At 50.1% G+C, this 24,154-nt stretch carries 20 protein-coding genes; 6 read left to right on the forward strand and 14 right to left on the reverse strand.

Features of this window, described 5'->3' with window-relative positions; translation table 11 throughout:
- Positions 1-471: 471 nt before the first annotated feature.
- The 4 genes from pflB (at position 472) to T500_RS0112015 (ending at position 5,317) form a co-directional block, all read left to right on the forward strand.
- Complete coding sequence (gene pflB, locus T500_RS0112000; protein ID WP_028908313.1) at positions 472-2,718, forward strand: formate C-acetyltransferase; 2,247 nt, start codon at positions 472-474, stop codon at positions 2,716-2,718.
- A gap of 24 nt (positions 2,719-2,742) precedes the next feature.
- Positions 2,743-3,483: a pyruvate formate-lyase-activating protein gene (gene pflA, locus T500_RS0112005; protein WP_028908314.1), complete on the forward strand. Its 741-nt coding sequence runs from the start codon at positions 2,743-2,745 to the stop codon at positions 3,481-3,483.
- 163 nt (positions 3,484-3,646) lie between these two features.
- Positions 3,647-4,894, forward strand: coding sequence for an ATP-binding protein (locus T500_RS0112010; RefSeq protein WP_230580902.1), 1,248 nt, complete (start codon positions 3,647-3,649; stop codon positions 4,892-4,894).
- A 138-nt stretch (positions 4,895-5,032) separates the two neighbouring features.
- On the forward strand, positions 5,033-5,317 hold the full coding sequence (locus T500_RS0112015) for a type II toxin-antitoxin system HicB family antitoxin (RefSeq protein WP_230580903.1): 285 nt from the start codon (positions 5,033-5,035) through the stop codon (positions 5,315-5,317).
- An 89-nt stretch (positions 5,318-5,406) separates the two neighbouring features.
- On the opposite strand, the gene nqrF is transcribed toward T500_RS0112015, so the two are convergent.
- The 6 genes from nqrF to T500_RS0112045 are packed head-to-tail and all read right to left on the reverse strand — an operon-like array spanning position 5,407 to position 11,114.
- A complete protein-coding gene (gene nqrF, locus T500_RS0112020; protein WP_028908317.1) occupies positions 5,407-6,675 on the reverse strand; it encodes an NADH:ubiquinone reductase (Na(+)-transporting) subunit F in 1,269 nt (422 codons plus the stop codon).
- Between the two features lie 8 nt (positions 6,676-6,683).
- Positions 6,684-7,310 (reverse strand): NADH:ubiquinone reductase (Na(+)-transporting) subunit E, encoded by a 627-nt coding sequence (gene nqrE / locus T500_RS0112025; RefSeq protein ID WP_028908318.1) that lies wholly within the window; start codon positions 7,308-7,310, stop codon positions 6,684-6,686.
- Positions 7,311-7,313: 3 nt separating this feature from the next.
- Positions 7,314-7,937 carry an NADH:ubiquinone reductase (Na(+)-transporting) subunit D gene (locus T500_RS0112030; protein ID WP_013065051.1) on the reverse strand — a complete coding sequence of 208 codons (624 nt, stop codon included), beginning with the start codon at positions 7,935-7,937 and terminating at the stop codon, positions 7,314-7,316.
- A 3-nt stretch (positions 7,938-7,940) separates the two neighbouring features.
- On the reverse strand, positions 7,941-8,603 hold the full coding sequence (locus T500_RS0112035; RefSeq protein WP_051612057.1) for an FMN-binding protein: 663 nt from the start codon (positions 8,601-8,603) through the stop codon (positions 7,941-7,943).
- A gap of 2 nt (positions 8,604-8,605) precedes the next feature.
- Positions 8,606-9,766: an NADH:ubiquinone reductase (Na(+)-transporting) subunit B gene (locus T500_RS0112040; RefSeq protein ID WP_028908320.1), complete on the reverse strand. Its 1,161-nt coding sequence runs from the start codon at positions 9,764-9,766 to the stop codon at positions 8,606-8,608.
- 4 nt (positions 9,767-9,770) lie between these two features.
- Positions 9,771-11,114, reverse strand: a complete 1,344-nt coding sequence (locus T500_RS0112045; RefSeq protein WP_028908321.1) for a Na(+)-translocating NADH-quinone reductase subunit A — start codon at positions 11,112-11,114, stop codon at positions 9,771-9,773.
- A 189-nt stretch (positions 11,115-11,303) separates the two neighbouring features.
- Between T500_RS0112045 and T500_RS0112050 the strand changes: the two genes are divergently transcribed.
- Positions 11,304-15,677: a translocation/assembly module TamB domain-containing protein gene (locus tag T500_RS0112050; RefSeq protein ID WP_036909052.1), complete on the forward strand. Its 4,374-nt coding sequence runs from the start codon at positions 11,304-11,306 to the stop codon at positions 15,675-15,677.
- A 29-nt stretch (positions 15,678-15,706) separates the two neighbouring features.
- Here T500_RS0112050 and T500_RS0112055 read toward each other — a convergent pair whose 3' ends face one another.
- The 8 genes from T500_RS0112055 to T500_RS0112090 all read right to left on the reverse strand — a co-directional run bounded on the left by T500_RS0112055 (position 15,707) and on the right by T500_RS0112090 (position 23,719).
- Positions 15,707-16,624, reverse strand: coding sequence for a DMT family transporter (locus T500_RS0112055; protein ID WP_028908323.1), 918 nt, complete (start codon positions 16,622-16,624; stop codon positions 15,707-15,709).
- A 51-nt stretch (positions 16,625-16,675) separates the two neighbouring features.
- A complete protein-coding gene (gene truA, locus T500_RS0112060; protein ID WP_028908324.1) occupies positions 16,676-17,410 on the reverse strand; it encodes a tRNA pseudouridine(38-40) synthase TruA in 735 nt (244 codons plus the stop codon).
- Positions 17,404-17,997, reverse strand: a complete 594-nt coding sequence (locus T500_RS15945) for a hypothetical protein (RefSeq protein ID WP_051612053.1) — start codon at positions 17,995-17,997, stop codon at positions 17,404-17,406. Before T500_RS15945 ends, truA begins: the two co-directional genes overlap by 7 nt.
- Positions 17,998-18,003: 6 nt before the next feature.
- Entirely contained in the window at positions 18,004-19,206 is a 1,203-nt protein-coding gene (locus T500_RS15950; RefSeq protein WP_080694883.1) for an ABC transporter permease, read from the reverse strand.
- Positions 19,190-20,317 (reverse strand): ABC transporter permease, encoded by a 1,128-nt coding sequence (locus T500_RS0112075; RefSeq protein ID WP_051612054.1) that lies wholly within the window; start codon positions 20,315-20,317, stop codon positions 19,190-19,192. Before T500_RS0112075 ends, T500_RS15950 begins: the two co-directional genes overlap by 17 nt.
- 62 nt (positions 20,318-20,379) lie before the next feature.
- Positions 20,380-21,372: an HlyD family secretion protein gene (locus T500_RS0112080; protein WP_028908326.1), complete on the reverse strand. Its 993-nt coding sequence runs from the start codon at positions 21,370-21,372 to the stop codon at positions 20,380-20,382.
- Between the two features lie 8 nt (positions 21,373-21,380).
- Positions 21,381-22,838, reverse strand: coding sequence for a TolC family protein (locus T500_RS0112085; protein WP_028908327.1), 1,458 nt, complete (start codon positions 22,836-22,838; stop codon positions 21,381-21,383).
- Positions 22,839-22,846: 8 nt separating this feature from the next.
- Positions 22,847-23,719: a hypothetical protein gene (locus T500_RS0112090; protein ID WP_028908328.1), complete on the reverse strand. Its 873-nt coding sequence runs from the start codon at positions 23,717-23,719 to the stop codon at positions 22,847-22,849.
- A 198-nt stretch (positions 23,720-23,917) separates the two neighbouring features.
- Here T500_RS0112090 and T500_RS0112095 point away from each other — a divergent pair, with 198 nt between their 5' ends.
- Positions 23,918-24,139 carry a DUF4492 domain-containing protein gene (locus tag T500_RS0112095; RefSeq protein ID WP_028908329.1) on the forward strand — a complete coding sequence of 74 codons (222 nt, stop codon included), beginning with the start codon at positions 23,918-23,920 and terminating at the stop codon, positions 24,137-24,139.
- The last annotated feature ends 15 nt before the right edge of the window (positions 24,140-24,154 follow it).

A 24,154-nucleotide genomic window follows, 5' to 3' on the forward strand; every position in this document is an offset into this window, starting at 1 on the left:
CTTTATAACCAGTTTTGTTATTCTCGACCTTAATGTGTCCATTTTTCCAGTCCACTTCACCACGGTAAAGAGCTACATCCAATGTTCTCTTGGAAACATCGACACCAACACAATCACAATCTTCTTTTTGCATATGTCTCAGTTTTGCATTATTCAACAACGGAAACTAAGGGTACTAATAAAGGTCCAAACCCATGCATAGATATTTTCTTTCTTCGGTACTAATTGGTTCACCTCATTATTAATCTTTATTAAGATTATTAGCACTCTTAGCTTCCGGCTGCAAAACTAAAGGGATACTAAGGTATCACACACAGACTGTATCATATCCGGAGAGGCAGAACAAAAAAAGTTTTGCCTCTTTTTTTGTGATTGCTACGTAAATATTTGCGTAGTCCAAAAAAAAATAGTACCTTTGCACCCGATTTTGCGATAGGTATTATTTTTTTTATATAAAACACTAATTGATTTATGCGTAAAGAATGGCGTGGTTTTAAAGGAACCAAGTGGACCGAGGAGGTCAATCTCAGAGACTTTATTCAGAACAACTACACAGCTTACGAGGGCGACGAGACCTTCCTGGCTGAGCCTACAGATGCCACAAACGTATTGTGGGGCCGTCTGCAGGAGCTGCAGAAGGAAGAGCGTGCCAAGGGCGGTGTGCTCGACATGGAAACAGAGATCGTATCGAGCATGACAGCTTATGGCCCTGGCTACATCGACGAGAGTAAGAAGGACCTGGAGAAGGTAGTTGGTCTGCAGACCGATAAACCCCTGAAGCGCGCCTTCATGCCTTTTGGCGGCATCAAGATGGCTGAGCAGGCTTGCACCAACTACGGTTACAAGCCATCAGAGAAGCTGCACGAGATTTTCACAAAGTATTGCAAAACCCACAACGACGGCGTATTTGATGCTTACACCGAGGAGATGAAGCACGTACGTCACAACCACATCCTGACCGGTCTGCCCGATACTTATGGCCGTGGCCGTATCGTAGGCGACTACCGTCGTGTGGCTCTGTATGGTATCGACTTTATCATTGCCGAGAAGGAGGCCGACAAGCGCAACTGCGGTTGTGGTGTGATGAGCGACGATATCATCCGTCAGCGTGAGGAGATCTCAATGCAGATTAAGGCCCTGAAGGAGATGAAGGCTATGGCTCAGATCTACGGCTTCGACATCTCGCAGCCTGCTAACAACGCTCGCGAGGCTGTACAGTGGCTGTACTTCGGCTACCTGGCTGCCATCAAGACTCAGAACGGTGCTGCCATGTCGGTTGGTCGTGTATCTACATTCCTGGATATCTACATCCAGCGTGATATGGAAGAGGGTACCCTGACCGAGAGCGAGGCTCAGGAGCTCATCGACCACCTGGTAATGAAATTCCGCATGGTTAAGTTCGCACGAATCCCATCATACAACGAACTGTTCTCGGGCGACCCCGTTTGGGCTACTCTCGAGGTAGGTGGTATGGGTATGGACGGACGCCACATGGTGACCAAGAACGACTACCGTTTCCTGCACACCCTGGAGAACATGGGTCCTTCGCCCGAGCCAAACCTCACCGTGCTTTATTCTCCACGCCTCACCGAGAACTTCAAGAAGTACGCTGCTATGATCTCGGTTAAGACCAGCTCGATCCAGTACGAGAACGACGAGGTTATGCGTCCTGTATGGGGCGACGATTATAGCATCTGCTGCTGTGTAAGTGCTACACAGACTGGTAAGGAGATGCAGTTCTTCGGAGCACGCGCCAACCTGGCCAAGTGTTTCCTGTATGCATGTAACGGTGGTGTCGACGCCAAGACCCGCGAGCAGGTTGCTCCTGGTTTCCGCCCCATCAAGGACGAGTACCTGACATGGGAGGAGCTGGAGCCACGCTTCGACCAGGCTATGGACTGGTTGGCTGGTGTATATGTAAACACCCTGAACCTGATTCACTACATGCACGATAAGTACTTCTACGAGGCTGCCGAGATGGCCCTGATTGATACCAACGTACGTCGTACATTCGCTACCGGTATTGCAGGTTTCTCACACGTTGTAGATTCTATCTCTGCCGTTAAGTATGCGAAAGTAAAAATGATTCGCGATGAGGAGGGATTCAACGTTGACTATGTAACCGAGGGCGACTTCCCACGCTACGGTAACGACGACGACCGCGCCGACGAGATCGCAGTATGGCTGCTGAAGACCTTCGTTAAGAAGATCCGTAAGCACGCTACCTATCGTAACGCTACCCCAACCTGCTCTATCCTCACCATCACATCTAACGTGGTATATGGTAAGTACACAGGTAACCTGCCCGATGGCCGTCGTGCTGGTACTCCTCTGTCGCCAGGTGCTAACCCAAGCTATGGTGCCGAGAAGAACGGTTTGCTGGCTTCGCTCAACTCAGTAGCTAAGCTGCCTTACGAGTATGCCCTCGACGGTATCTCTAACACTCAGACCATCAGCCCCAACACCCTGGGCCAGAACGACGAGGAGCGTGCTAACACGCTGGTTCGCGTAATGGACGGTTACTTCAGCCGTGGTGCTCACCACCTGAACGTAAACGTGTTTGGTGTCGACAAGCTGCGCGATGCTATGGAGCATCCTGAGAAGCCCGAGTACGCTAACTTCACCATCCGTGTATCTGGTTACGCTGTGAAGTTCATCGACCTGACTCGCGAGCAGCAGGAGGATGTAATTGCACGCCAGTCGCACGAATCGCTCTAAACTAGATAATCTAGAAATACTAGTATGTCTAGAAAAGGCTATATACATAGTACCGAATCCTTTGGCTCTGTTGATGGGCCAGGGATTCGGTTCTTGATTTTCATGCAGGGTTGCCGTATGCGTTGTCGCTACTGCCACAATCCTGACACATGGAAATTGGGCTCGGATGCCTGCGGCACAACAGCTACCGTTGATGAGCTGCTGAACAAAGCCGAGCGCTACCGCAGCTACTGGGGCCCCGATGGCGGTATCACCGTGAGCGGTGGCGAGGCGCTGCTGCAGATTGATTTCCTGATCGACCTGTTTGAGGAGGCACATCGCCGTGGCATCAACACCTGTCTGGATACCGCTGCACAGCCTTTTACCCGCGAGGAGCCTTTCTTCGGTAAGTTCGAGCGCCTGATGCAGAGTACCGACCTGGTGCTGCTCGACATCAAGCATATCGACAGCGAGAAGCACCGCTGGCTCACAGGTCACGGCAACGAGCACATTCTGGATTGCGCCCGCTATCTGGCGGATATCGCCAAGCCCGTGTGGATCCGTCACGTACTGGTGCCTGGCATCACAACCGACGAGGAGCAGCTCAAACAGCTACGACACACCATCGACACGCTGCAGAACGTGCAGAAGGTAGAGGTTCTGCCCTATCACACCCTGGGCACCTTTAAATGGGAACAGCTGGGCGTAGATTACACGCTGAAGGATGTGGCCCCGCCCACTGCCGAGCAGCTATCCCGCGCCAAGGAAATCCTCGGCGCCAAGTAAAATTCCCGCCGCAGATCAAAAAAACAAGTGCAGCAACTTCGTGTTACTGCACTTTTTTATGCATTTCAACCGCTGTATTGGATAAAATAGTACGTTTTTTATTCAATACACTTGCAAAATTGAAGAAAATACCATATATTTGCACCCGAAATATAATATTGAGATGATGAAGACAATTATTCTGAACCAACGAAAAGAACGTGACGAGTTGCTGTCGCGCCCTTATCTTACACGTAGAACTAATCAGGATGAAAACGTGCTACTGAACAGTCAGCTTATAAAGTTGATTACAGGTCCGCGTCGTGTAGGCAAGTCAACTCAGGCCTTGCTGATGCTGCGTAATAAGAACTTTGCCTATCTGAATTTCGATAATCAGCCGCTCCTGGATGCCTGGGATGCTAATCTTGTGATGCGAATGCTTGATGATGTCTATCCTGGCTATGACTATCTGCTACTCGATGAAGTACAGAATCTCGACGCTTGGGACTTATGGGTGAGCGAACTCTACAGGATGGGTAAGAATCTGGTCATAACAGGTAGCAACGCCAAGATGCTATCGAGCGAAATGGCAACGGTGCTTACGGGAAAATATCTCCAAATAGAGATGCTACCCTTCAGTATGGAAGAGTTTTTCGATTGGCACAAACTCAATCTCAATGTAATGCAGCCGGAACAGCAAGCAGAGGCGAACGCTCTGACAGACGACTATATGCAAAATGGTGGTTATCCGGAAGTGGTAGCTTCGCGCTCATTAGTGCGCAGTTATCTCGACACCTTATTCGATTCTATCATTTGGAAGGATGTGGCAAAGCGACACAATGTACGGAACATCACCGACCTTAATAACCTTGCCATGTATTTGGTTTCCAACTTCTGCAATCCGCTGAGTGCCAACAACCTCTCAGAAGAATTGGGATTATCGAGTGTTAGCACTACCAAGAAATACATGGACTATCTGCACGAACCATATTTATTCTACTATCTGTCGCGCTACAACAACAAACTTAAACTGATGAAGAAGGCCCCACGGAAGGTCTATGTGGTGGATAATGGATTTGTGGCCGCCAAGGCTTTTGCCGTGAGTGAGAATCTTGGTCGTTTGCTTGAAAATCAGGTTTTTGTAGAACTTATACGTCGCGGATATGATACCGATAAGACCATGTTCTATTATCGTTCGCGCAACGACAAGGAGGTAGACTTTGTGCTACGCAAAGGCGCAAAGATAGAGCGCCTGGTGCAAGTGTGCTATGATATGAGCAGTTCTAAAACGGAGAAGCGCGAGATTGACAGCATCGTGGAATGCGCTGGTGAACTGAAGTGCAGCCATCTCACCATTGTCACCCGCGACGAAGAGCGCACCATAGAGAAAGCCGGCTACACCATAGACGTGATTCCCATATCAAAGTTTTGACAGGATAAGAATTTAAATTTTACCAAAAGCAGCGTATCACACTAAAGACGCTGCTTTTGGTTATGCATTTTTCTCTGTCCATTTTGTACATCTTACAAAGGATATATCGGATCGGTAGCTTTTAGCGAGAAGGACAATGTGTTTTTCGGAAAAGTAGAAGGCATTAACGGATTGGTGAACTTTGAGGGCGATAGCGTGAAGGAGTTGACCGATGCTTTTCATGAAGCTGTTGATGACTATTTGGCTTACTGTGAAGATGAGGGCATCGAGCCTGATAAAAGCTATAGCGGCGTACTAAATGTTAGGCTCACACCTGCTATCCATCGCCAGATTGCCATCCTTGCACGCCAGGCTGGACAAACGCTAAACACCTATATTAAGGATGCTTTAGAGCAGAAGGTTGAGGCAGATGTTGCTTTATAATAGCCCAAATCGAATGGGGATTACACAATAAAATAAGTGCAGCAACCGTTGGTGGTTGCTGCACTTTATGATTTGCGGGGGATAACGGATTATCCGCCGAAGTTATCGTACATGATTGACTCGGGATCTACGCCGAGCGAGTCGAGCATAGATACAACGGCCTTCGACATTGGGCCAGGACCGCACATGTAGTACTCGATATCCTCGGGAGCCTCGTGGTCCTTCAGATAGGTGTTCAGCATTACCTGATGAACAAAGCCTGGAGTGTACTTTACGCCAGCTGCATCGGCTGCTGGGTCTGGACGGTCGAGAGCCAGGTGGAAGTGGAAGTTGGGGTACTCCTTCTCCAATCCCAGGAAGTCGTCGAGATAGAACACCTCGTTCAGCGCACGTGCACCATAGAAGTAGTGCATCTCGCGATCGGTGGTGTGCAGCGTCTTGGTCATGTGCATGATCTGAGCACGCAGAGGAGCCATACCGGCACCACCACCAACCCAAATCATCTCCTTCTTCGAGTCGAAGTGTGGGTGGAAGTCGCCGAAAGGTCCGCTCATGATTACCTTGTCGCCAGGTTTCAGCGAGAAGATGTAAGATGAAGCGATACCAGGGTTAACATCCATGAAGCCCGAACGGTCGGCCTTGAATGGAGGTGTAGCGATACGAACGGTGAGCATGAACACATCACCCTCGGCAGGATAGTTGGCCATTGAGTAAGCACGGATGGTGTCCTCGGGGTTCTTACACTTGAGTGGGAACAAACCGAACTTCTCCCATGCGGGCAGATACTCGTCGCCAATCAGGCTCTTGTCGATATCCTTATCGTAGTCGATACAATCAAACTTAGGAATCTTAATCTGGGCATACGATCCAGGCAGGAAGTCCATGTGAGCACCAGCAGGCAGCTGCACCTTGAACTCCTTGATGAAGGTAGCCACGTTCTTGTTAGAGATAACGGTACACTCGTACTCCTTAACACCCAGGATCGACTCATCTACGTGAATCTTCAGGTCGCCCTTAACCTTACACTGGCAACCCAGGCGCCAATGGTCCTTAATCTGCTTACGGGTGAAGTGAGGCTTCTCAGAGTCGAGAATCTCGCCACCACCCTCGAGTACCTGAACCTTACACTGGCCGCAGCTGGCCTTACCACCACAAGCCGAAGGCAGGAAAATGCCGTTCTCGTTGAGGGTAGCCATCAGGTTGTTGCCCTGTGGTACGTTCAGCACCTTATCTCCGTTAACTGTAATATTCACATTACCGCTGGGGCTGAGATACTTCTTAGCCACCAACAGGATAATCACCAGCAGGATGATTACCGCGAGGAAAACCCCTATACTATATGCTATAAACTGTGCCATACTCTCCATTAGATATTAAGTCCACTAAAACACATCATCGCCATAGCCATGAGGCCCACGGTGATAAACACGATGCCGAGGCCCTGCAGAGGCTTGGGCACGTCGCTATACTGCATCTTTTCGCGGATGGCACCCATAGCCACGATGGCCAGCGCCCAACCGATACCAGAGCCGAAGCCATAAACGATGGCATCCCAAACGCTGGTAATGGCCTGCGAGTTAGAGGGGTCCATCAGGATGCGCTGCTGCATGAACAGCGAAGCACCCATGATAGCGCAGTTTACGGCAATCAGAGGCAGGAAGATACCCAGCGCTGCATAGAGCGATGGTGAGTACTTCTCTACAGTCATCTCAACCAGCTGCACCATACCGGCAATAACGGCGATGAAGAGGATGAACGACAGGTAGCTGAGATCAACACCCTCGACAAGACAGTCGGGGCCCAGCACCTTGGTCTGCAACAGATAGTTAACAGGAACGGTAACGGTAAGCACGAAGGTTACAGCGAGACCGAGTCCTAACGAAGTCTTCACAGTCTTCGACACAGCCAGGTAAGAGCACATGCCGAGGAAGAAGGCGAAGATCATATTGTCGACAAAGATCGACCTGAATAGTAATGATATTGCGTGTTCCATATCTTATTTCTCCTTATAAAAGTAAGCACGATGAACCCAAATCACACATCCCACGAGAATCAGCGCCATTGCAGGCATCGTCATCATACCGTTGTTAACGTAACCGAAGTCGTAGCAGGCATCGGGCACAATCTGGAAGCCCAGCAGACTGCCGCGGCCCAGCAACTCACGAACGGCACCAACAATCACCAGAATCATAGCGTAGCCCAGACCGTTACCTACACCATCGAGGAACGAAGGCCAAGGCTTGTTCTGCATGGCGAACGCCTCGAGGCGACCCATCAGGATACAGTTGGTAATGATCAGTCCTACATATACACTCAGCTGAACGCTCACATCGTAAGCGAAAGCCTTCAGAATCTGGCTAACGATAGTTACCAGCGCAGCCACAACCACCAGCTGAACCACAATACGAATGCGGTTAGGGATAGTGTTGCGGATGATTGAGATAATTACGTTTGAGAATGCGGTAATCACAGTAACGGCGAGTCCCATTACGATGGCAGGCTTAAGCTGCGATGTTACAGCCAAGGCCGAGCAGATACCCAGCACCTGTCCCAGAATAGGATGGTCGACGTTCAATGGGTTTGTAAAAACCTCCTTATTTTGTTTACTGAATAATGCCATAGTTTATTCCTCCACTACTTTAGTTGAATCAGTATTTGCAACAGTCTCGAGCATTCGGCCGATAGCATAGGTCTGGAAACCTTTCAATCCGTCCTTCAGCATGGCGTCAACACCATTCGAAGTAAGGGTTGCACCAGTTACACAGTCGACCTGAGTAGCGGGATCCTCAACCTTCTTCACAACTGAGAGTACTACGTTGCCGTTCTCGTCCCAGATCTTCTTGCCGATGAACTTCTCCTGCCAAGCCTGAGAGTCCTTGATTTCGGCACCCAGACCAGCGGTCTCACCTTCGTGGTTGAAGTAGGCACCGTAAACCTTGCCCTCTTCGTCGATAGCAAGATAACCGCTGATGCCACCCCAAAGGCCCATACCCTTCAGGCTAACTACAGTAACGTTCTTACCATCAATCTGGCACTCATAGGCCTTCTGACCATTATTCTCGTCCTCCTTCTCGGTCTTTACCACCTCGGCATACTTGGCCTCGGCCTCGGCACCATCCAGATTGCGGATGTTGAGCGAGTAGAGAATCTGCTTCTTCACATCAAGTGCTACGTTAGCATCCTGCATAGGCTTCAAGGCCTGATAAACGAAAGCCAGCAGGAAGGCCACGATAACAACGAGTATCGCGCTATATATAATAATGTACGCGTTAGAGTTTGTATTCAGTTTCATTTGCGACCTCCTCTCTTTAAACGGTTAGAGATATTGCGCTCCACAACGAAGTGGTCGATAGTAGGAGCAAACATATTACCAAAGAAGATGGCGAGCATCATACCCTCAGGATAACCGGCATTCAATACGCGGATGATGATGGCCATAGCACCAATCAGGAATCCGTAGATGTACTGACCTGTGGTTGTGCGGCATGATGTAACAGGGTCGGTAGCCATAAACACAGCACCGAATGCAAAGCCACCCATTACCAGGTGATGCCACCATGTCATGCCCTGACCAGTCTGCTCGAACAGTACGGCGAGTGCGATACCACCCACGAATACGCTGAGCATGGTACGCCAAGAGGCGATGCCTGTCCACAGCAGGATAGCAGCACCGATAGCGATAGCCACAAGCGATGTCTCACCGATTGAACCGGGGATAAAGCCGAGGGCCATATCCAGGATTGAGGCATCGGGAGTGATGTGCTGTGCCAGCTCACCGAGCGGTGTAGCAGCTGTGAATCCATCGGGCAGGTCGTTACCCAGACCGAAGATAGAGTTCTGGGCTACCCAAACGGTATCACCAGTCATCTTCGAAGGATAAGCGAAGAACAGGAACATACGTGCTGCAACAGCGGGGTTGAAGATATTCATACCTGTACCACCGAAGATCTCCTTACAGAAGATAACTGAGAATGCGCAGGCCAGAGCCAGCATCCACAGAGGGCAGCCGATAGGAATAATCAATGGGATGATGATACCCGATACGAGATAACCCTCCTGGATTTCCTCACCCTTCCACTGTGCCCAGGCAAACTCAATGCCCAGACCTACGATATAGCTAACCAGGATTTTTGGCAGAACAGCCAGGAAGCCGTAAGCAAAAATCTCGCAGAAACTTGCGCTTGCCAATGTGCCGGCAGCAGCATAGTTCTGATAGCCGATGTTATACATACCAAACAGCATGGCAGGCATCAGGGCGATAACCACCATACTCATAATGCGCTTCGAGTCGATAGAGTCGTGAATATTCACGCCACCAGCCTTCGCTGTGTCGTTAGGCACATAAAGGAAGGTCTCAAAGCCGTCGAACACCGAGCGGAAAGCATGAAGCTTGCCACCCTCCTCAAAGTTCGGCTTGATCTTATTGAGATAATTTCTTAAAAAGCTCATATTATTATGCGTTTTCTTTACGTAAAATGTTCAGACCTTCACGCACGATGCGCTGCAACTCAAGTTTAGAAGAATCTACGAATTCTGCAAGTGCAAAGTCCTCTGGAGCAACCTCGTAGATACCAAGAGCCTCCTGACGGTCGATATCGCCAGCGATGATGGCCTTGATCAGGTATTCGCCATAGATGTCCATAGGCAGCACCTTGTCGTACTCGCCACTCATAATCATGTGGCGCTCGCCACCCTTTACGCGGGCATCAAGAGCATACTTCTTCTTGCCACACAGCCAAGAGAAATAGCTGCGGTTAACCGAGAACTGCTTAAAGCGTGGCAGAATCCAACCCAGCATCTCGTCGGCATCGTTACCCTCGGGGATAACGGTAATCTCGCTGGTGTGTGCACCCAGGAAACCATCCTTGGTTGTTGGACGGCCAGTAAGCACGTTACCATTAATAATACGTACGCTCTTCTGAGCATCGTAGCTGTTGCTCAACAGGGTTGAGAGCTCCTCACCTACCAGCATATCCACGTGGGCAGGATTCTTAACCTCGCTACCACACAGGGCTACGGTACGGCGCAAATCAACCTTACCTGTATTGAACAGGCGACCGATGAACAGTACTACCGATGGGTCGCCGATGGTCCAAACCACCTCGCCCTTGTTCACAGGAGCGATGTTGTTAACCTGTACGCCTACGTTACCTGCAGGGCACTTACCATCGAATACATATACCTCGGCATTCTTGGTGTTCTCGAGTTTAGAACCAACTCCTACACCCAAAACAACCTTAGCAATACGCGACAGGGCGTCGATACCAGTCTGGAAATCGTCAATCTGTCCTTCTACCTCGTACTCAAAATCGCAAGCCAGGGGCTTATCGCGCAGGGCAGAAACGAAAATTGCCCTCGGCTTCACACTAGGATTGGTGGAAACAGCGTAGGGCAACTGGTTAATGTATCCGAAGATACCTGCCTCTAACAGCGCATTAATAACCTGCTCGTCTACAAGCTTGCTGACGTTCTTTTTGCCGAAGTCGGTAAACTCCTGCTTCTCGTCGGCATCAACTCTCACGCAGAGCACTTTTCTTCGTTCACCACGCACCACCTCGCGGACGGTTCCGCTTACAGGCGAGGCAAACTTTACCTCAGGATACTGCTTGTTGATAAACAAGGCATCCCCGGCCTTGACATGATCGCCCTCCTTGACAACAACCTTTGGAGTTACTCCTTCGAAATCGTCGGGTACAAGCGCAAACTTGCCGTTCGATTTAAGCTGGATTTTCTTCTCCTCGGCCTTGCCCTCAAGGGTAATGTCTAAGCCTTTGCGTAACTTAATCACATTTGCCATTTATATCAGAAATTTTATTGAATAGTGTCGTTGCGAGTGCAAAATTACATAAAAAAAGCCACATAATAACAAATAATGAGAAAAAAAAGCCAAAATCACAACAAAAAGTCGTAATTTTGCCTCGTGAAGTTACTCAAAAGATTCGTTAGTTGGACAATTTGGGGTGTCATTCTACTTAATGTGGCACTCATGACCGTCTCATATATACCCCAGGCTCAGAACTACCTTGGCAGCAAGGTAGCCGATGCTATTGCCGATAAATTAGGCACCCAGGTAAGCATCGGCCGCGTTGATCTGGGACTATTTAACCGTGTGATTATAGATGATGTGCGAATTAAGGACCAACAGCAGCAGGACATGTTGCGTGTAGGCCGCCTGTCGGTACGCCTGGAACTGCTGCCGCTGCTGGATGGCAAGATTTCCATCTCGTCGGCCCAGCTGTTTGGAGCACATCTTATATTATATAAGGAGAACGAGCGCAGCAAAACCAACTTTCAGTTCGTACTCGACTCGCTGGCATCAAAAGATACCACCAGTCATACCCCACTCGACCTGCGTATCAACTCGCTCATCGTACGTCGCACCAGCGTAACCTACGACGAGAAATACAAGCCCGTAACCATCGGCGTGTTTAATCCCTCGCACCTGAAGATAAGCGACCTGAGCGCGCATATCAACCTGAAGGCGCTGACCGACGACTCGCTGAACGTGAACGTAAAACGACTGGAGTTGAAGGAGCGTTGCGGACTGGTGGTAAAGCGCTTAAAGTTCCACTTGGCAGCCGGCAAGAAGCAGTCGCAATTAGAGAATCTGCTGGTAGAGCTCCCCCTGTCGCGCTTGCAGATCGACACGCTGAACGCCACCTATCTGATGACCGACAGCGGCTTGCAGAAGGGCTCGTTAGACTACTATGGAAAGATTTCTAACACCAGCATAACTCCCTCAGAGCTAGGCTATTTCGTTCCACAGCTAAAGGGATTATCAAACCGTTTATCCATCGCCACCAGCTTTAATGGAACCGATACAAAAGTAACCGTTCCAAGCCTACAGATATCGTCGGCAGGACACGAATTAGACATCAACGCCCATGGTTGGGTGGCCGACTGGCAGAAGCGCCCATCGTGGAGCGTACAGCTGAACCGCCTGGCGGTTTCGGAGGGCTATCTGGCCACGCTTGCCAACGCCTTTCCACAGATTCCTGAGGAGCTGACACGACTGGGTGGCGTACAGCTATCGGCCGAAAGCGAGCGCAACCAGCAAGGGGCGGGCAACCTGCAGGCCGATGTGCATTCAGGCGCCGGCGATGCCAAGGTGGATATGAACCTGGCAGCCGACCAATCGTTTGCCGGTACGGTTGAAGTTGCAGCCTTGAACCTGCAGCAGCTGCTGGCCAGCAACGACCTGGGCAAGCTAACCACTACCCTCGCCCTGAAGGGTCAGCTGCACGAGGGGCAGAAGCCCGACGTGAATGTGGATGGCATTATCAGCGATTTCGACTACAAGGGCTATACCTATCATAACCTGGCGCTTAACGGCGGCTACAATCAGGGTGTGATAACCGGTAACTTTGATATTAACGACCCCAATCTGGAGGCGCAGATTACAGCAGAGCTGGCCGACCAGCACCTGAACGACAAGCCGCTTAACAGCATTAAGCTGCAGGCAAACATCGAACGATACAACCCGCACGCCCTGCATCTGACCGACCAATGGGGCGGCGCTACGCTGAGTGGACAGCTGGAGGCCAATCTGGCCGCTCGTACCCTGAACGATGCGCAAGGTAACATCCGACTGAGTAACTTCAACATCTCGGCTACCGAGCAGCATCCTGCCTACCGTCTGGATAATCTGAACATCACGACCGGACGCGAGGATGGTATCCACTTCCTTACCGTGAAAAGCGACTTTGCCGATGCAGAGCTGAAAGGTCAGTTCGACTTTAGCACGCTGGCTGGTTCGTTTGTAAACCTGCTGAAGAGCAAGCTGCCCACCCTGCCCATTCTGCCTGCTACCACCACCAAGACCCACAATAACTTTGTGGTACGCCTGATGGTAAGCAAGAGCGACTGGCTGCGACGTGTATTCAACGTCGACCTGCAGTTGCGACAGCCCGTAACCCTGCAAGCCCGCGTAAACGACTTTACCAACGAGCTATACTTGAATGGCGATATCCCATCGTTTGCCTACAACGGCTCGTGGTATAGCGATGGCTACGTAAACATCTCGTCGCCAGCCGACACCATGCGCTGCAACCTGAACATCCGCAAGCTGATGGACAACGGCCAGCACCTGGATCTGGGACTCTCGGCTCATGCCGCCAACAACAACCTCACCACATCGCTCTACTGGGACAACCACAACGAGAGCGAGCACATGAGCGGCGAGCTGAACACCATCATGCAGCTTTATCACAACGTGGCAGGCAAGCAAGAGGCGCACCTGCGCTTCATGCCGTCGCACATCATCCTGCGTGGCGAGGGTTGGGATGTAGAACCATCGGATGTGCTGTATAGCGATAAGTTCCTGCTGGTAGACCACTTCTCGGTTCAACACGGACGCCAGCATATCATCGTGGATGGTATCGCCTCGAAGAACGCTACCGACTCGCTCACCGTGGATCTGCGCGAGGTTGAGGTGGGGTATATTCTCGACCTGGTAAACTTCCACAGCGTAGAGTTCAGCGGAAAGGCCACGGGTAAGGCACGCGCCTGGTCGCTCTTCGACGAGTTTAAGGCTAATGCCGACCTGACCGTAGATGAGTTTAAGTTTGAGCGCGGCCGCATGGGTGTGCTGCATGCCCTTGCCAACTGGAACCACGAGGCACAGCAGATTGATATACATGCGGTGGCCGACGACGGACCCGATGCCCAGACACGTATCAACGGCTACGTATCGCCCGTACATAACACCATCGATCTTGGTATCGAAGCCGATGGTACCAGCATCGAGTTCATGCACAACTTTACCAAGAGCTTCCTCTCGAGCATTACCGGACGTGGCGAGGGTCTGGCCCGTGTGGCTGGTACGCTCGACGACATCAACCTGACGGGTAAGCTGATTGTAGATGGCGAGGCTACCGTTACGCCGCTGAACACCACCTATAAGTTAGTACGCGACACAGTAGTAATGGTACCCAACGAGATTGAGTTGCGCCACATGCCTATCTACGACGCCTTAGGCAACAAGGCTATACTCTCGGGTGGCATACATCACCAGAGCTTGACCAACCTGAGTTTCGACTTGTTTGTAGAGACCGACAACCTGCTGGCCTACGACTTTAAGGACTTTACGAATCCCGATGGTAGCGAGTCAACCTTCTACGGCACCGTTTATGCTGGTGGTAACGTATCCATCAGCGGTCATGGCAACGATGTGATTATAGATTGTAACGTAACGCCACAGCCTGGTAGCGTGTTTGTATATAATGCCGCCAGTCCAGATGCCATCAGCAATCAGGAGTTTATTACATGGGAGCAACCAACTAGAGAATCTGGTATTACCAGCCAATCGAGCATATCTAGCCCAACTAGCTCTAGGGCCGACGATACGGATATCTACATCAACTTCCAGATTAACGCCACGCCCAACGCCGCCCTAAAGCTGCTGATGGACGAGGGTACCAAGGATTACATCACCCTTTATGGTAACGGTTCTATACGTGCATCGTTCCACAACAAGGGCTCGTTTAACATGTTTGGTACCTACACCGTTGATCACGGCACGTACGGCATCACCATCCAGAATATTATCAAGAAGAACTTTACGTTTAACCGTGGTGGTACCATCGTGTTTGGTGGCGATCCCTATCAGGCAGCACTCAACCTGCAGGCCGTTTATACCGTTAGCGGCGTGAGTCTGTCGGACCTGAACATCGGCAACTCGTTCAGCAGCAACACCATCCGCGTAAACTGCTTGATGAACATCGGCGGACAGCCCGCAGCACCACAGGTTGACTTCGACCTGGAGATGCCAACGGTAAATGCCGACGAGCAGCAGATGGTACGCTCGGTTATCAACGGACAGCAGGAGATGAACCAGCAGGTGGTATATCTGTTGGCTATCGGCCGATTCTACAATCAGGGCGCCAACAACAGCACCAGCGCCACAGGCGAGCGAACCGACCAGACATCGCTGGCCATGCAGAGTTTCCTGTCGGGTACGCTCTCGTCGCAGATCAACACGCTCATCAACCAGTTTATCAAGAACGACAACTGGAACTTTGGCGCCAACATATCTACAGGTAACGAGGGCTGGCATAATGCCGAATACGAGGGCATTATTAACGGACGCATGCTGAACAACCGATTGCTGATTAACGGTCAGTTTGGCTATCGCGACAACGCCACACAGGCCAACCCATCGTTTATAGGCGACTTCGACGTGCAATACCTCCTCTACCCCAACGGCAACTTAGCCCTGAAGGTATACAACCAGACAAACGATCGCTATTTCACCAAGTCGAGTCTTAACACGCAAGGTATCGGCCTTATCATGAAGAAGGACTTCAACGGTATCCGCGATCTGTTCTCGTCGAAGAAACGTAAACGCAAAGAAAAGAAATAGGCACAGAGAGATTTTCGTGCCTAAAAAAACTACTTGCTACCGATGTAGAGGAATACCATTCCAAGGAGCACAAGCGCCAAGTCGAAAGCTTTGGCCTTGAGATTCTTCTCGTGGAAGAACATCGCACCAAACGTAAAGCTTACGATCACGCTACCACGACGAATCATCGATACGATAGAAATCATGGCCTCGGGCAACGAGAGCGAGTAGAAGTACATAAAGTCGGCGATGCTCAGGAACAGACTCACACCCACAATCGACCACGACCAATGGAACGGTGTAGTCTGCTCGTGCTTAGGCCACCACAGCAACCACAGCATAGCACCCATCATAAAGCATTGGTAGATGTTATACCACGACTGCACCATCATACGGTCGAGTCCCACGCCACCATTCTCTACTGGCGCCATCAGGAACTTGTCGTACAGACCACTTACAGCACCCAGTATGGCAGCACCCACAATCATAAATATCCAGTTGTTGTGCTTAAAGTCGATGCCCTCCTTCTTTCCGCTACGACTCAGCAGCAGGAACGAGGCGATAGCCAGCAGCACACCTATCCATTGCCAATGGTTCAGTCGCTCGCCAAACACCAACAGCGCACCCACCAGCACCATCACAGGACGTGTTGCGTTGATAGGCCCCACAATCGTAAGTGGCAGATGCTTCATGCCGAAATAGCCCAGAATCCAGCTCGACAGCACAATGAGCGACTTGAGCAGGATATACTTATGCATATCCCAACCGCCTGCCGATACATGGAATATACTGCCATCAAGCACCTGGGTAGTACCACTCAGCACGATGAACGGCAGGAAAAACAAACTTGAAAACAACGTATTGAGAAACAGCACGGGAATAACCGCATTGCCCTTCAGGGCCTGTTTCTTTAATGAATCATAGCAGCCCAACAAAGCTGCCGACATAAACGCCAATAATAACCACATAATCTGTTATCCTAAAAACTTCAATATCTAAATCTTACAATCCTTCTATTCTTAATACTTCACATCCTCAAGGAACAAGGCGTTACCAGGCATCGATTCGCCAGCATCGCTGCGGCGCTTGCCCTCAATCACGCTTCGGAACTCATCAAGCGTCAGTCGGCCACGCCCCACATCTACCAACGTACCTACCACGGCACGCACCATGTTACGCAAAAAACGGTTGGCCGTAATCACAAAGTACCAGGTAGTATCGCCTGTCTGTATCCACTCGGCACGCGTTACGTGGCAAAGGGTGGTTTTCACATCGCTATGCGCCTTACAGAAAGCACCAAAGTCCTCGTAGGTGGTAAGGATTCGTCCAGCCTCGTTCATCTTCTCGAAATCCAAGGGGTAATGAATCTCGCACGAATAGTGGCGCTCGAACGGACACTTTCGCATATGTATATAATAATGGTACGTACGCTCGGTAGCCGAGAAACGGGCATGCATATCGAGCGAAACCTCCTCTATCCTATCAACCACGATATCCTGTGGCAACATGCGGTTCATCTTATAAGCCAGCTGCTTACAATCGATATCGCCCTCTATCTCAAAATGCGCCGCCATCACACGGGCATGCACACCTGCATCCGTTCGGCCTGCGCCAGTAATACTGATTTCCTGTCGGAGTAAGGTTGAGAGTACGCGTTGCAGCTCGCCCTGAACGGAGATACCGTTAGGCTGCACCTGCCAACCGTGATAGTTGGTGCCATCGTAACTCAACCAAATAAAATATCTTTTTACCATCTATTATCAAAACCATTTCGCTGATTCCACACACTCAGCTGAAAGCTAAAGTTGGGATTCACGTTATATTTTACCATAGCGCCAATCTTGTCGCCAAAGTCGTTACCCAGCCACCACATATTCTGTAGTGGCATATTGGGCTGCATCATCGATTTCTGGCCGAACACGCCTGCCTCCCAATGCTCATCAAAGCGGTAGTTAAGCATTGCCGTTAATCCGGCATCCTTCATCTGGTGGTGCCCATAGTCCATGAACGAGCTATAGCCACCTATCGAGAACGAGAGTTTTGGCGAGAGCTGGCCGGCATACATCACAGCCGCGCTATTGGCAAAGCCGCTACTGGAATGCTTGCCCACCCCGAAAATAGCCGATGCCGAGAACGAAGCATTCAGTCCGGGATGCAAGTCCCAATTGCCCAGACCGGTGTACATAGCCCCCAAGTACGGATAGGTAGCAATCGTGCCACGATACGTAAGCGGGGATAACGAGAAGGTGGTATCGGGCTGTAACAACGCACCACGCTCAACCTCCTGCGCCTTAACGCCGGCGGTCAGACAAACAAATGCGATGACAAACCACTTTCTCATATTCTTTTATGCTGCTAAATTGTGACGGCGCGATTCGCGCAACTGATGACCATATACCAGACATGCCATTCCGAAGTAGAAGGCAACCTGAATCCAGAGACAACGCAGCTCGAGGGCTACATCGCCGATGCTGGCACCCATACTGTTCAAACGCAGATAAGCTCTAACACCAAAGGTGCTGGGGAACAACCACGACACACCCTGCCAAGCGCCTGGAATACTGCTTTGCGGCCACGACACACCCGTCATGAACAGCAGCGGCAGCGAGATGAACACCATCAGCAGAATCACATTCTCGCGATAGCGTACCAGGCACGATACCGTCATGCCAAAGAATACGCAGGCCAGCAGATAAGGTGTCATCAGAGCCAACAGACTCTGCCAAGGCGCTATCTGTAGGAAATCAAACATTCTGGGCACCACCGTTACCAGATAAGCCCCCATCACGGCATACACCATGAGATAGCAAAGCGCTTTACCACCTACAATACGATAGATGCCCGAATAAGCGGGATGCGCAGGCACCAGATCGCCATAAGGATTGGTTTCGCGGGCCGTACCTGCAGCCAGACCGATACCAAGCGCCAACGTCTGCTGGATAATCAGCATCAGCACGGCAGGCAAAACCGATGTACCATAACCACCTTGGGGATTAAACATCGGCACCTCCTCTACTTCGAGTGGACTAACGGTTATCACATCCTCGCGCGCAGTATAGTTGCCAGCCAGCGCCACCTGCATCTGCGCACCCATCTTGGTGCTCACAGCCATCGCCGTCTGATAAATAGCTTTATAGGTAAGCATCAGCGCCATATCACAATACACGCTAATGGTGGATTGCTCCATGCGATTCAGCTTCGTGGCAAAATCCTCGGGAATATAATAGATACCCTTGGCCACCTGGCGACTCACCAGACTCTTAGCCTCATCCAAATCTACAGCATGACTAACCACCTGCACATCGGGCGAAGCATCGCACATGCGGATAAACTGGCGCGACTGATGCGAATGCGACATATCGACCACTACTACAGGCACCTCGCGAACGGTCTCATTATTATAAACCCACGAGTAAAGCAGCGGATAAACCAAAGGCACAATGACACAGAAAATCAGCACGCCCTCGTCGCGAAGCACCTGCTTGAACTCCTGTCGCCAGATATAAGCGGCATCATTTAAAGCCTGTATGATTTTATGGAATATAGACATAAGTGAGCATAGCATTTTTAACCTTACTGATAACAAACCAAGGCATCAGCGTGAAACCTATCAGCGCTACCAGATGGAACCAGGCATCAATAAGCGGATAGCCATTAAATACCGTTATCTGGAATAGCATATAATAATGGCGCAACGGGAATAGCCACGTGAGCGCCTGCAGAGGAGCATCCATACCCATTGCCGGGAAAGCAGAACCCGCCAGCGAGAAACTAAGAACGCCCCACAACGAGCATACACTCATACTCATACGCAACGATGGCATCAAGCCAAAGGCAAAGATACCAAAGCCGATTGAGCCAAACACGCAGAGCACCGACAGAAGTATAATCATAGCCCATCCACCAACATGTGGGAATTGGAGCACATGATAGATGTAGAACTGATAGAACGATATCAGCAGCAGGAATACCACCGCATGCGGCAGATACTTGCCCAGAATGGCTACCACGATATGACCATCGGCCTTCTCGATCCACTCCTTACCACGATTAAACTTGAGTTCCATACCCAACGAATAAGCTGATATCAGGAACATAAAGAGCATCATCACACCCGGCACAAACACGGTTGAGAGATACACATTATAATTGCTCCAAGGGTTGGCCACCTGGTGCAGATCGATACGGATGGGTTGCAAAAAAGCCTGAATCTGCTGGTCGGTAGCACCTTTGGCACGAAGGGTAGCCATACCTACCGCAGCCGAACCAAGGGTGGTAACGGTTTTCAGATCCTTCATCACCATCGAACCACCCGCCAACGACACATTACTATAATAGAAAGATATCTTTGGGCGACGGGCCGACATCAGGTTGCTGGTAGTGCCTTTGGGGAAATACAGGAAACCGTAGATCTCGTTCTCCTGCATCGCATGACGCGCCTCGGCAACCGACTGAAAATGAGCCACTACCCGCGAATTCTGAAAGCCATCGAGTTTACGAGTAAGCGCACGGGTAGTCGAGGTATTGTCGAGATCAACCACACCCACTGGCAAGTCCTGCGGCAGGCCATCGTCGAGCAGCGATGTAAAAAACACCATCGTCAACAGCGGGAAAACCACCATACAGAAGCCGTAGATGGGATTCTTTTTCAGAATCTTCATCTCACGCAAAGCTATCTCCCATATCAAAGCTAAGTACTTCAATTGTTCAACTCTTAAACTCTTCAATCCTTAATAATCAAGCTCATGCCAGGGCGCAAGCCTTCCATCTTCTCAACCGGACGGGCTTTAACCTCAAAGGTTTTCAGGTCGTACTGACCATTAGCCTTGGTGGCCTTCCACACGGCATATGAACCCTGATCTTTCAGGTAGTAAACCTTCATCTTGATGATTTTATCGAACGCAGGCACATAGGCATTAACCTCACTACCCATCTGCATACCTTTCAGCTGATCCTCGCGCACATTGAATGTACCCCAGAGATCCTGCATCACAGCTATCGACATGATGGGCGAACCAGTACCAACCAACTCACCTACCTTTGGATAAACATCAGAAACCTCGCCTTCCATCTGGGCCACCTGAACCGTCTCGTGAATATAAGAGTTAACCTCCTGCACGGCACCACGGGCACGCCCCACCTGAGCAGCAGCAGCCATCTTATCCTCGCGGCGCGCACCATTCACAGCCATGTCATACTGGCTCTGAGCGGCTTTCACCTGTGCCTCCATCGCCTTGTAATTGGCAAAGGCCTCGTCGCGTTTCTGGGCACTCATCACGCCCTCGTCGAACAGGCGCTGCACACGATTGTAAGATTTCTCTGCAATCTCAAGTCCTGCCTTAGCCTGCTGAAGAACAGAGAAAGCGCCCTGAATCTGCTCTTTGCGAGCACCATTCTGAGCCTTCAACTCCAAAGCCGCAGCGGCGCTCTCGGCGCTTTGGGCTTGTTCCATCTTGGCACGCACCTCAGGGGCATCAAGTATAGCAAGTGTATCACCCACCTTGACATAGTCGCCCTCTTTTACGCGAAGTTCAAGAATACGACCTGGCACCTTGCTAGATACACGGTACTCTGTAACCTCTACCTGTCCCTGGATAACGTCTGGATCACGATCCAGCGCAAAGAATCCAATTAAAGCCACGATAATCACTACTGCCGCAAAACCAACGATGGCAAGCAGAATGTTGTTATGCTGGCGTTTTGCTTGTTCTGTCATAATATCCTTTATTCTAATGTGCCAAGGGCCTTCTGCAGGTCAACCTGACTAAGTTTAACATCAATTTCTGCATCTATCTTCTGCGACTGGGCCTGCAGCCAAGCTGTCTGAGCCTCCATCACAACGGTAGGACTGATAACACCCTCCTGGAATCCCAGGTTAGCGGTACGAAGATTCTCGTCGGCGCGCTGGATGTTCTTCTGAGCCATCGTCAGCTTCTTGTTAGCCTCATCAACCTTAAAGGTGGTCTGGTTAACCTGAAGTTCAATTTTTTCGCGCGCCTCGTCGAGTTCGAGAGTAGCAATGGCGGTAGCGCCCTTCGAGGCACGAACCTTATACATGACATCGCCCCAGTTCCAGATGGGCACACGGACGATAACGCCCAGATGCCAGTAACCTGCAAACTTCTTTTCGAAACCATTCAGCACGTTAGGATTGCTAACAGCATAGCCGCCCATCAGCGCTACCTGAGGCAGGTTAGCAGCCTTGAGCACGTTAGTGGCCTGCTTGCTCAGATCTACTGTATTCTGCAGCATCTTAAGCTCTGGGCGATGTGCCACAGCATTCTCAACATCCAACTGTGGGGTCAGCTCTACTACAGCAATATTATCAGTCTGCTCGTCCTGAAGAATCACAGACTCATTCAAGGGCAGTCCGCACAACTGATTGAGCAGCATACGTGAGAGTACCAAACCGTCGTTCACCTTTGTCAGGGTCATCTCGGCCTCGTTCACCTTCACGTCAACGCTCAGTCCGTCGCTACGTGTAGCCACTCCCTCGTCAATCATCTTATGTACATCGCTATCAAACTTCTTAACGAGTTCGAGATAGCTCTCGGCCAAAGCCTTTTTATGATGGAGCGATACCACCTGCCAATAGGCCTGATCAATCTGATACAACGTAGCATGGCGACGGGCATCCATCGAATTCTTGGCCATCTCGGTAGTGATGTCGGCCATCTTGTTCAGAGCCACGATGGCACCACCCATAAATACGGGCTGGGTAACCACAACCGAACCTGCAAAGATGTTACGGGTATCGGTACGGAAAGCATCTACGATGTTCTGGCCCTTCTGGTTCAAACCAGCTGTTACATTAGCCATATCCTGCGCCATCTGCATCTGGGCGGCTGGTGGCAACGTGGCTACCAACGAACCCAATGTGTTTTGCAGGGTACCACCAACAACAGTACCAAGACCACCTAAGGCAGCCTTCTGACCATCATTAAGAATCGATATCTCCTCGCTCGTAAACTCATAGGTACCTATAGCACTCACGTGGGGCAGGTACTTGGTGCGCGCCGACTTACGAGCATTCTCGGCCACATCCTGTTTAAGTTTGGAAATGCCTAACTGCTTATTGTTTCTCAGCGCCATCTGTCGGCAACTGTCCAAGCTCAATATTCTTTGAGCCCAAACAGGCGTGATGACTGCCGAAAGCAGAAAAATTCCAAAAGTTTTTTTCATCATATCTCTTATTTAAAACTAAATGTCTTCGTTCCAATCATATTGCCATCCACAAAAATGCTAACGCGGTAGTCACCAGCCTCCAGCATCTGTGTCATGTTCCAATAAACGGTTACAGGAGTCTCCTCACCCGTGTACTCAATCACCTTCTTAGCCGAGCACTCAATATTACGGTTCTCGTAAGCAAAGCTGCCGCCGCCACTCAGGGTGTTACCACCAGGGTTCTGAATACGAACATAAACGGTACGGTTACCGTTCGAGGCGGTTACATTCTTGGTAATAGTGAAGTTTACGCGCATCTGCTTGCAATCCTTCAACTTCTTGGCTGTCTTACCGTTCTTACCCAGAATCTGCATCTGGATATTGGTTGCATCGAGTTGGGCTGCAATAGCCACCTTCTCTGAGAGCGATGCCTTCTCGCTGTTCAAGCCTGCCACCTGTGCGTTACGCTCGTTCAACTCAGCGTTTACACGACTGTTCTCGGCCTTCAGATTCTCGTTCAAACGGTTCAGCGAGTCAATCTGATACACATAATCACGCAGCACCTCACGAACGGTTGCCAACTCCTTCTTCAGTCGGGCAATCTCGCGTGCATCGCTGGCCTTTACCTGCTTCAACTCCTCCAGCAACTTCTGGGTCTTCATCTGCTCCTCGGTCAGCTGGGCGATAATAGAGTCGTTGTTAATCTGCGTTTTCATCTCGCTATACTGCATGGTGAAACGCTCATATTCATTCTCCATTTCCTGCTTGTCGAGTTCGGCCAGTTCCTCCATGTCCTGCACAACCTGCTTCTGTTCCTGCAGACTCAAAAACAACCATGTAGCAGCACCACAGAGTGCCAGAATAACAACAATCAGGGGTATTAAAACTTTCTTATTCATAACTTTCTTTATATTTTCGGGTGCAAATATAGGTTATTTCATTGAAATAACAAAGAATTTTATGTTTCAAACATTTAAGCAACATTAAAAATTAGAAAAATAGCGTGATTTAGACCAATTTTTGCAGTTTATACCTTAAATATTTGGAACGTAAGAATAAAAAATGTATATTTGCCACATCATTTTACAACAATCTGCATGAGTAAGAACAACTTTTTCAGTAAGGTGTTCCATCTGTATTACGATGGGTTCCGCTCGATGACGCTTGGTAAGACGCTTTGGGTCATCATTCTCATCAAATTGTTTATTATCTTCGTGGTGCTTAAGCTCTTTTTCTTCCCTGATTTTCTGAAAACGCATGCCGATGGCAATGAGCCAGAGTATGTGGCAAAGCAATTGTTGGAAGACGTTGAACATTAAAGATTAAACATTAAA

Origin of the sequence: Xylanibacter ruminicola Ga6B6 (assembly GCF_000687715.1) — a bacterium.
GTDB lineage: Bacteria > Bacteroidota > Bacteroidia > Bacteroidales > Bacteroidaceae > Prevotella > Prevotella ruminicola_B.

What these genes read in the sequence shown, in the direction of transcription:
- pflB (WP_028908313.1), top strand. Translation starts at nt 472, where the DNA reads ATGCGTAAAGAATGGCGTGGTTTTAAAGGAACCAAGTGGACCGAGGAG.
- pflA (WP_028908314.1), top strand. Translation starts at nt 2,743, where the DNA reads ATGTCTAGAAAAGGCTATATACATAGTACCGAATCCTTTGGCTCTGTT.
- T500_RS0112010 (WP_230580902.1), top strand. Translation starts at nt 3,647, where the DNA reads ATGATGAAGACAATTATTCTGAACCAACGAAAAGAACGTGACGAGTTG.
- nqrF (WP_028908317.1), bottom strand. Translation starts at nt 6,675, where the DNA reads ATGGCACAGTTTATAGCATATAGTATAGGGGTTTTCCTCGCGGTAATC.
- nqrE (WP_028908318.1), bottom strand. Translation starts at nt 7,310, where the DNA reads ATGGAACACGCAATATCATTACTATTCAGGTCGATCTTTGTCGACAAT.
- T500_RS0112030 (WP_013065051.1), bottom strand. Translation starts at nt 7,937, where the DNA reads ATGGCATTATTCAGTAAACAAAATAAGGAGGTTTTTACAAACCCATTG.
- T500_RS0112040 (WP_028908320.1), bottom strand. Translation starts at nt 9,766, where the DNA reads ATGAGCTTTTTAAGAAATTATCTCAATAAGATCAAGCCGAACTTTGAG.
- T500_RS0112045 (WP_028908321.1), bottom strand. Translation starts at nt 11,114, where the DNA reads ATGGCAAATGTGATTAAGTTACGCAAAGGCTTAGACATTACCCTTGAG.
- T500_RS0112050 (WP_036909052.1), top strand. Translation starts at nt 11,304, where the DNA reads ATGACCGTCTCATATATACCCCAGGCTCAGAACTACCTTGGCAGCAAG.
- T500_RS0112055 (WP_028908323.1), bottom strand. Translation starts at nt 16,624, where the DNA reads ATGTGGTTATTATTGGCGTTTATGTCGGCAGCTTTGTTGGGCTGCTAT.
- truA (WP_028908324.1), bottom strand. Translation starts at nt 17,410, where the DNA reads ATGGTAAAAAGATATTTTATTTGGTTGAGTTACGATGGCACCAACTAT.
- T500_RS15945 (WP_051612053.1), bottom strand. Translation starts at nt 17,997, where the DNA reads ATGAGAAAGTGGTTTGTCATCGCATTTGTTTGTCTGACCGCCGGCGTT.
- T500_RS15950 (WP_080694883.1), bottom strand. Translation starts at nt 19,206, where the DNA reads ATGTCTATATTCCATAAAATCATACAGGCTTTAAATGATGCCGCTTAT.
- T500_RS0112075 (WP_051612054.1), bottom strand. Translation starts at nt 20,317, where the DNA reads ATGAAGATTCTGAAAAAGAATCCCATCTACGGCTTCTGTATGGTGGTT.
- T500_RS0112080 (WP_028908326.1), bottom strand. Translation starts at nt 21,372, where the DNA reads ATGACAGAACAAGCAAAACGCCAGCATAACAACATTCTGCTTGCCATC.
- T500_RS0112085 (WP_028908327.1), bottom strand. Translation starts at nt 22,838, where the DNA reads ATGAAAAAAACTTTTGGAATTTTTCTGCTTTCGGCAGTCATCACGCCT.
- T500_RS0112090 (WP_028908328.1), bottom strand. Translation starts at nt 23,719, where the DNA reads ATGAATAAGAAAGTTTTAATACCCCTGATTGTTGTTATTCTGGCACTC.
- T500_RS0112095 (WP_028908329.1), top strand. Translation starts at nt 23,918, where the DNA reads ATGAGTAAGAACAACTTTTTCAGTAAGGTGTTCCATCTGTATTACGAT.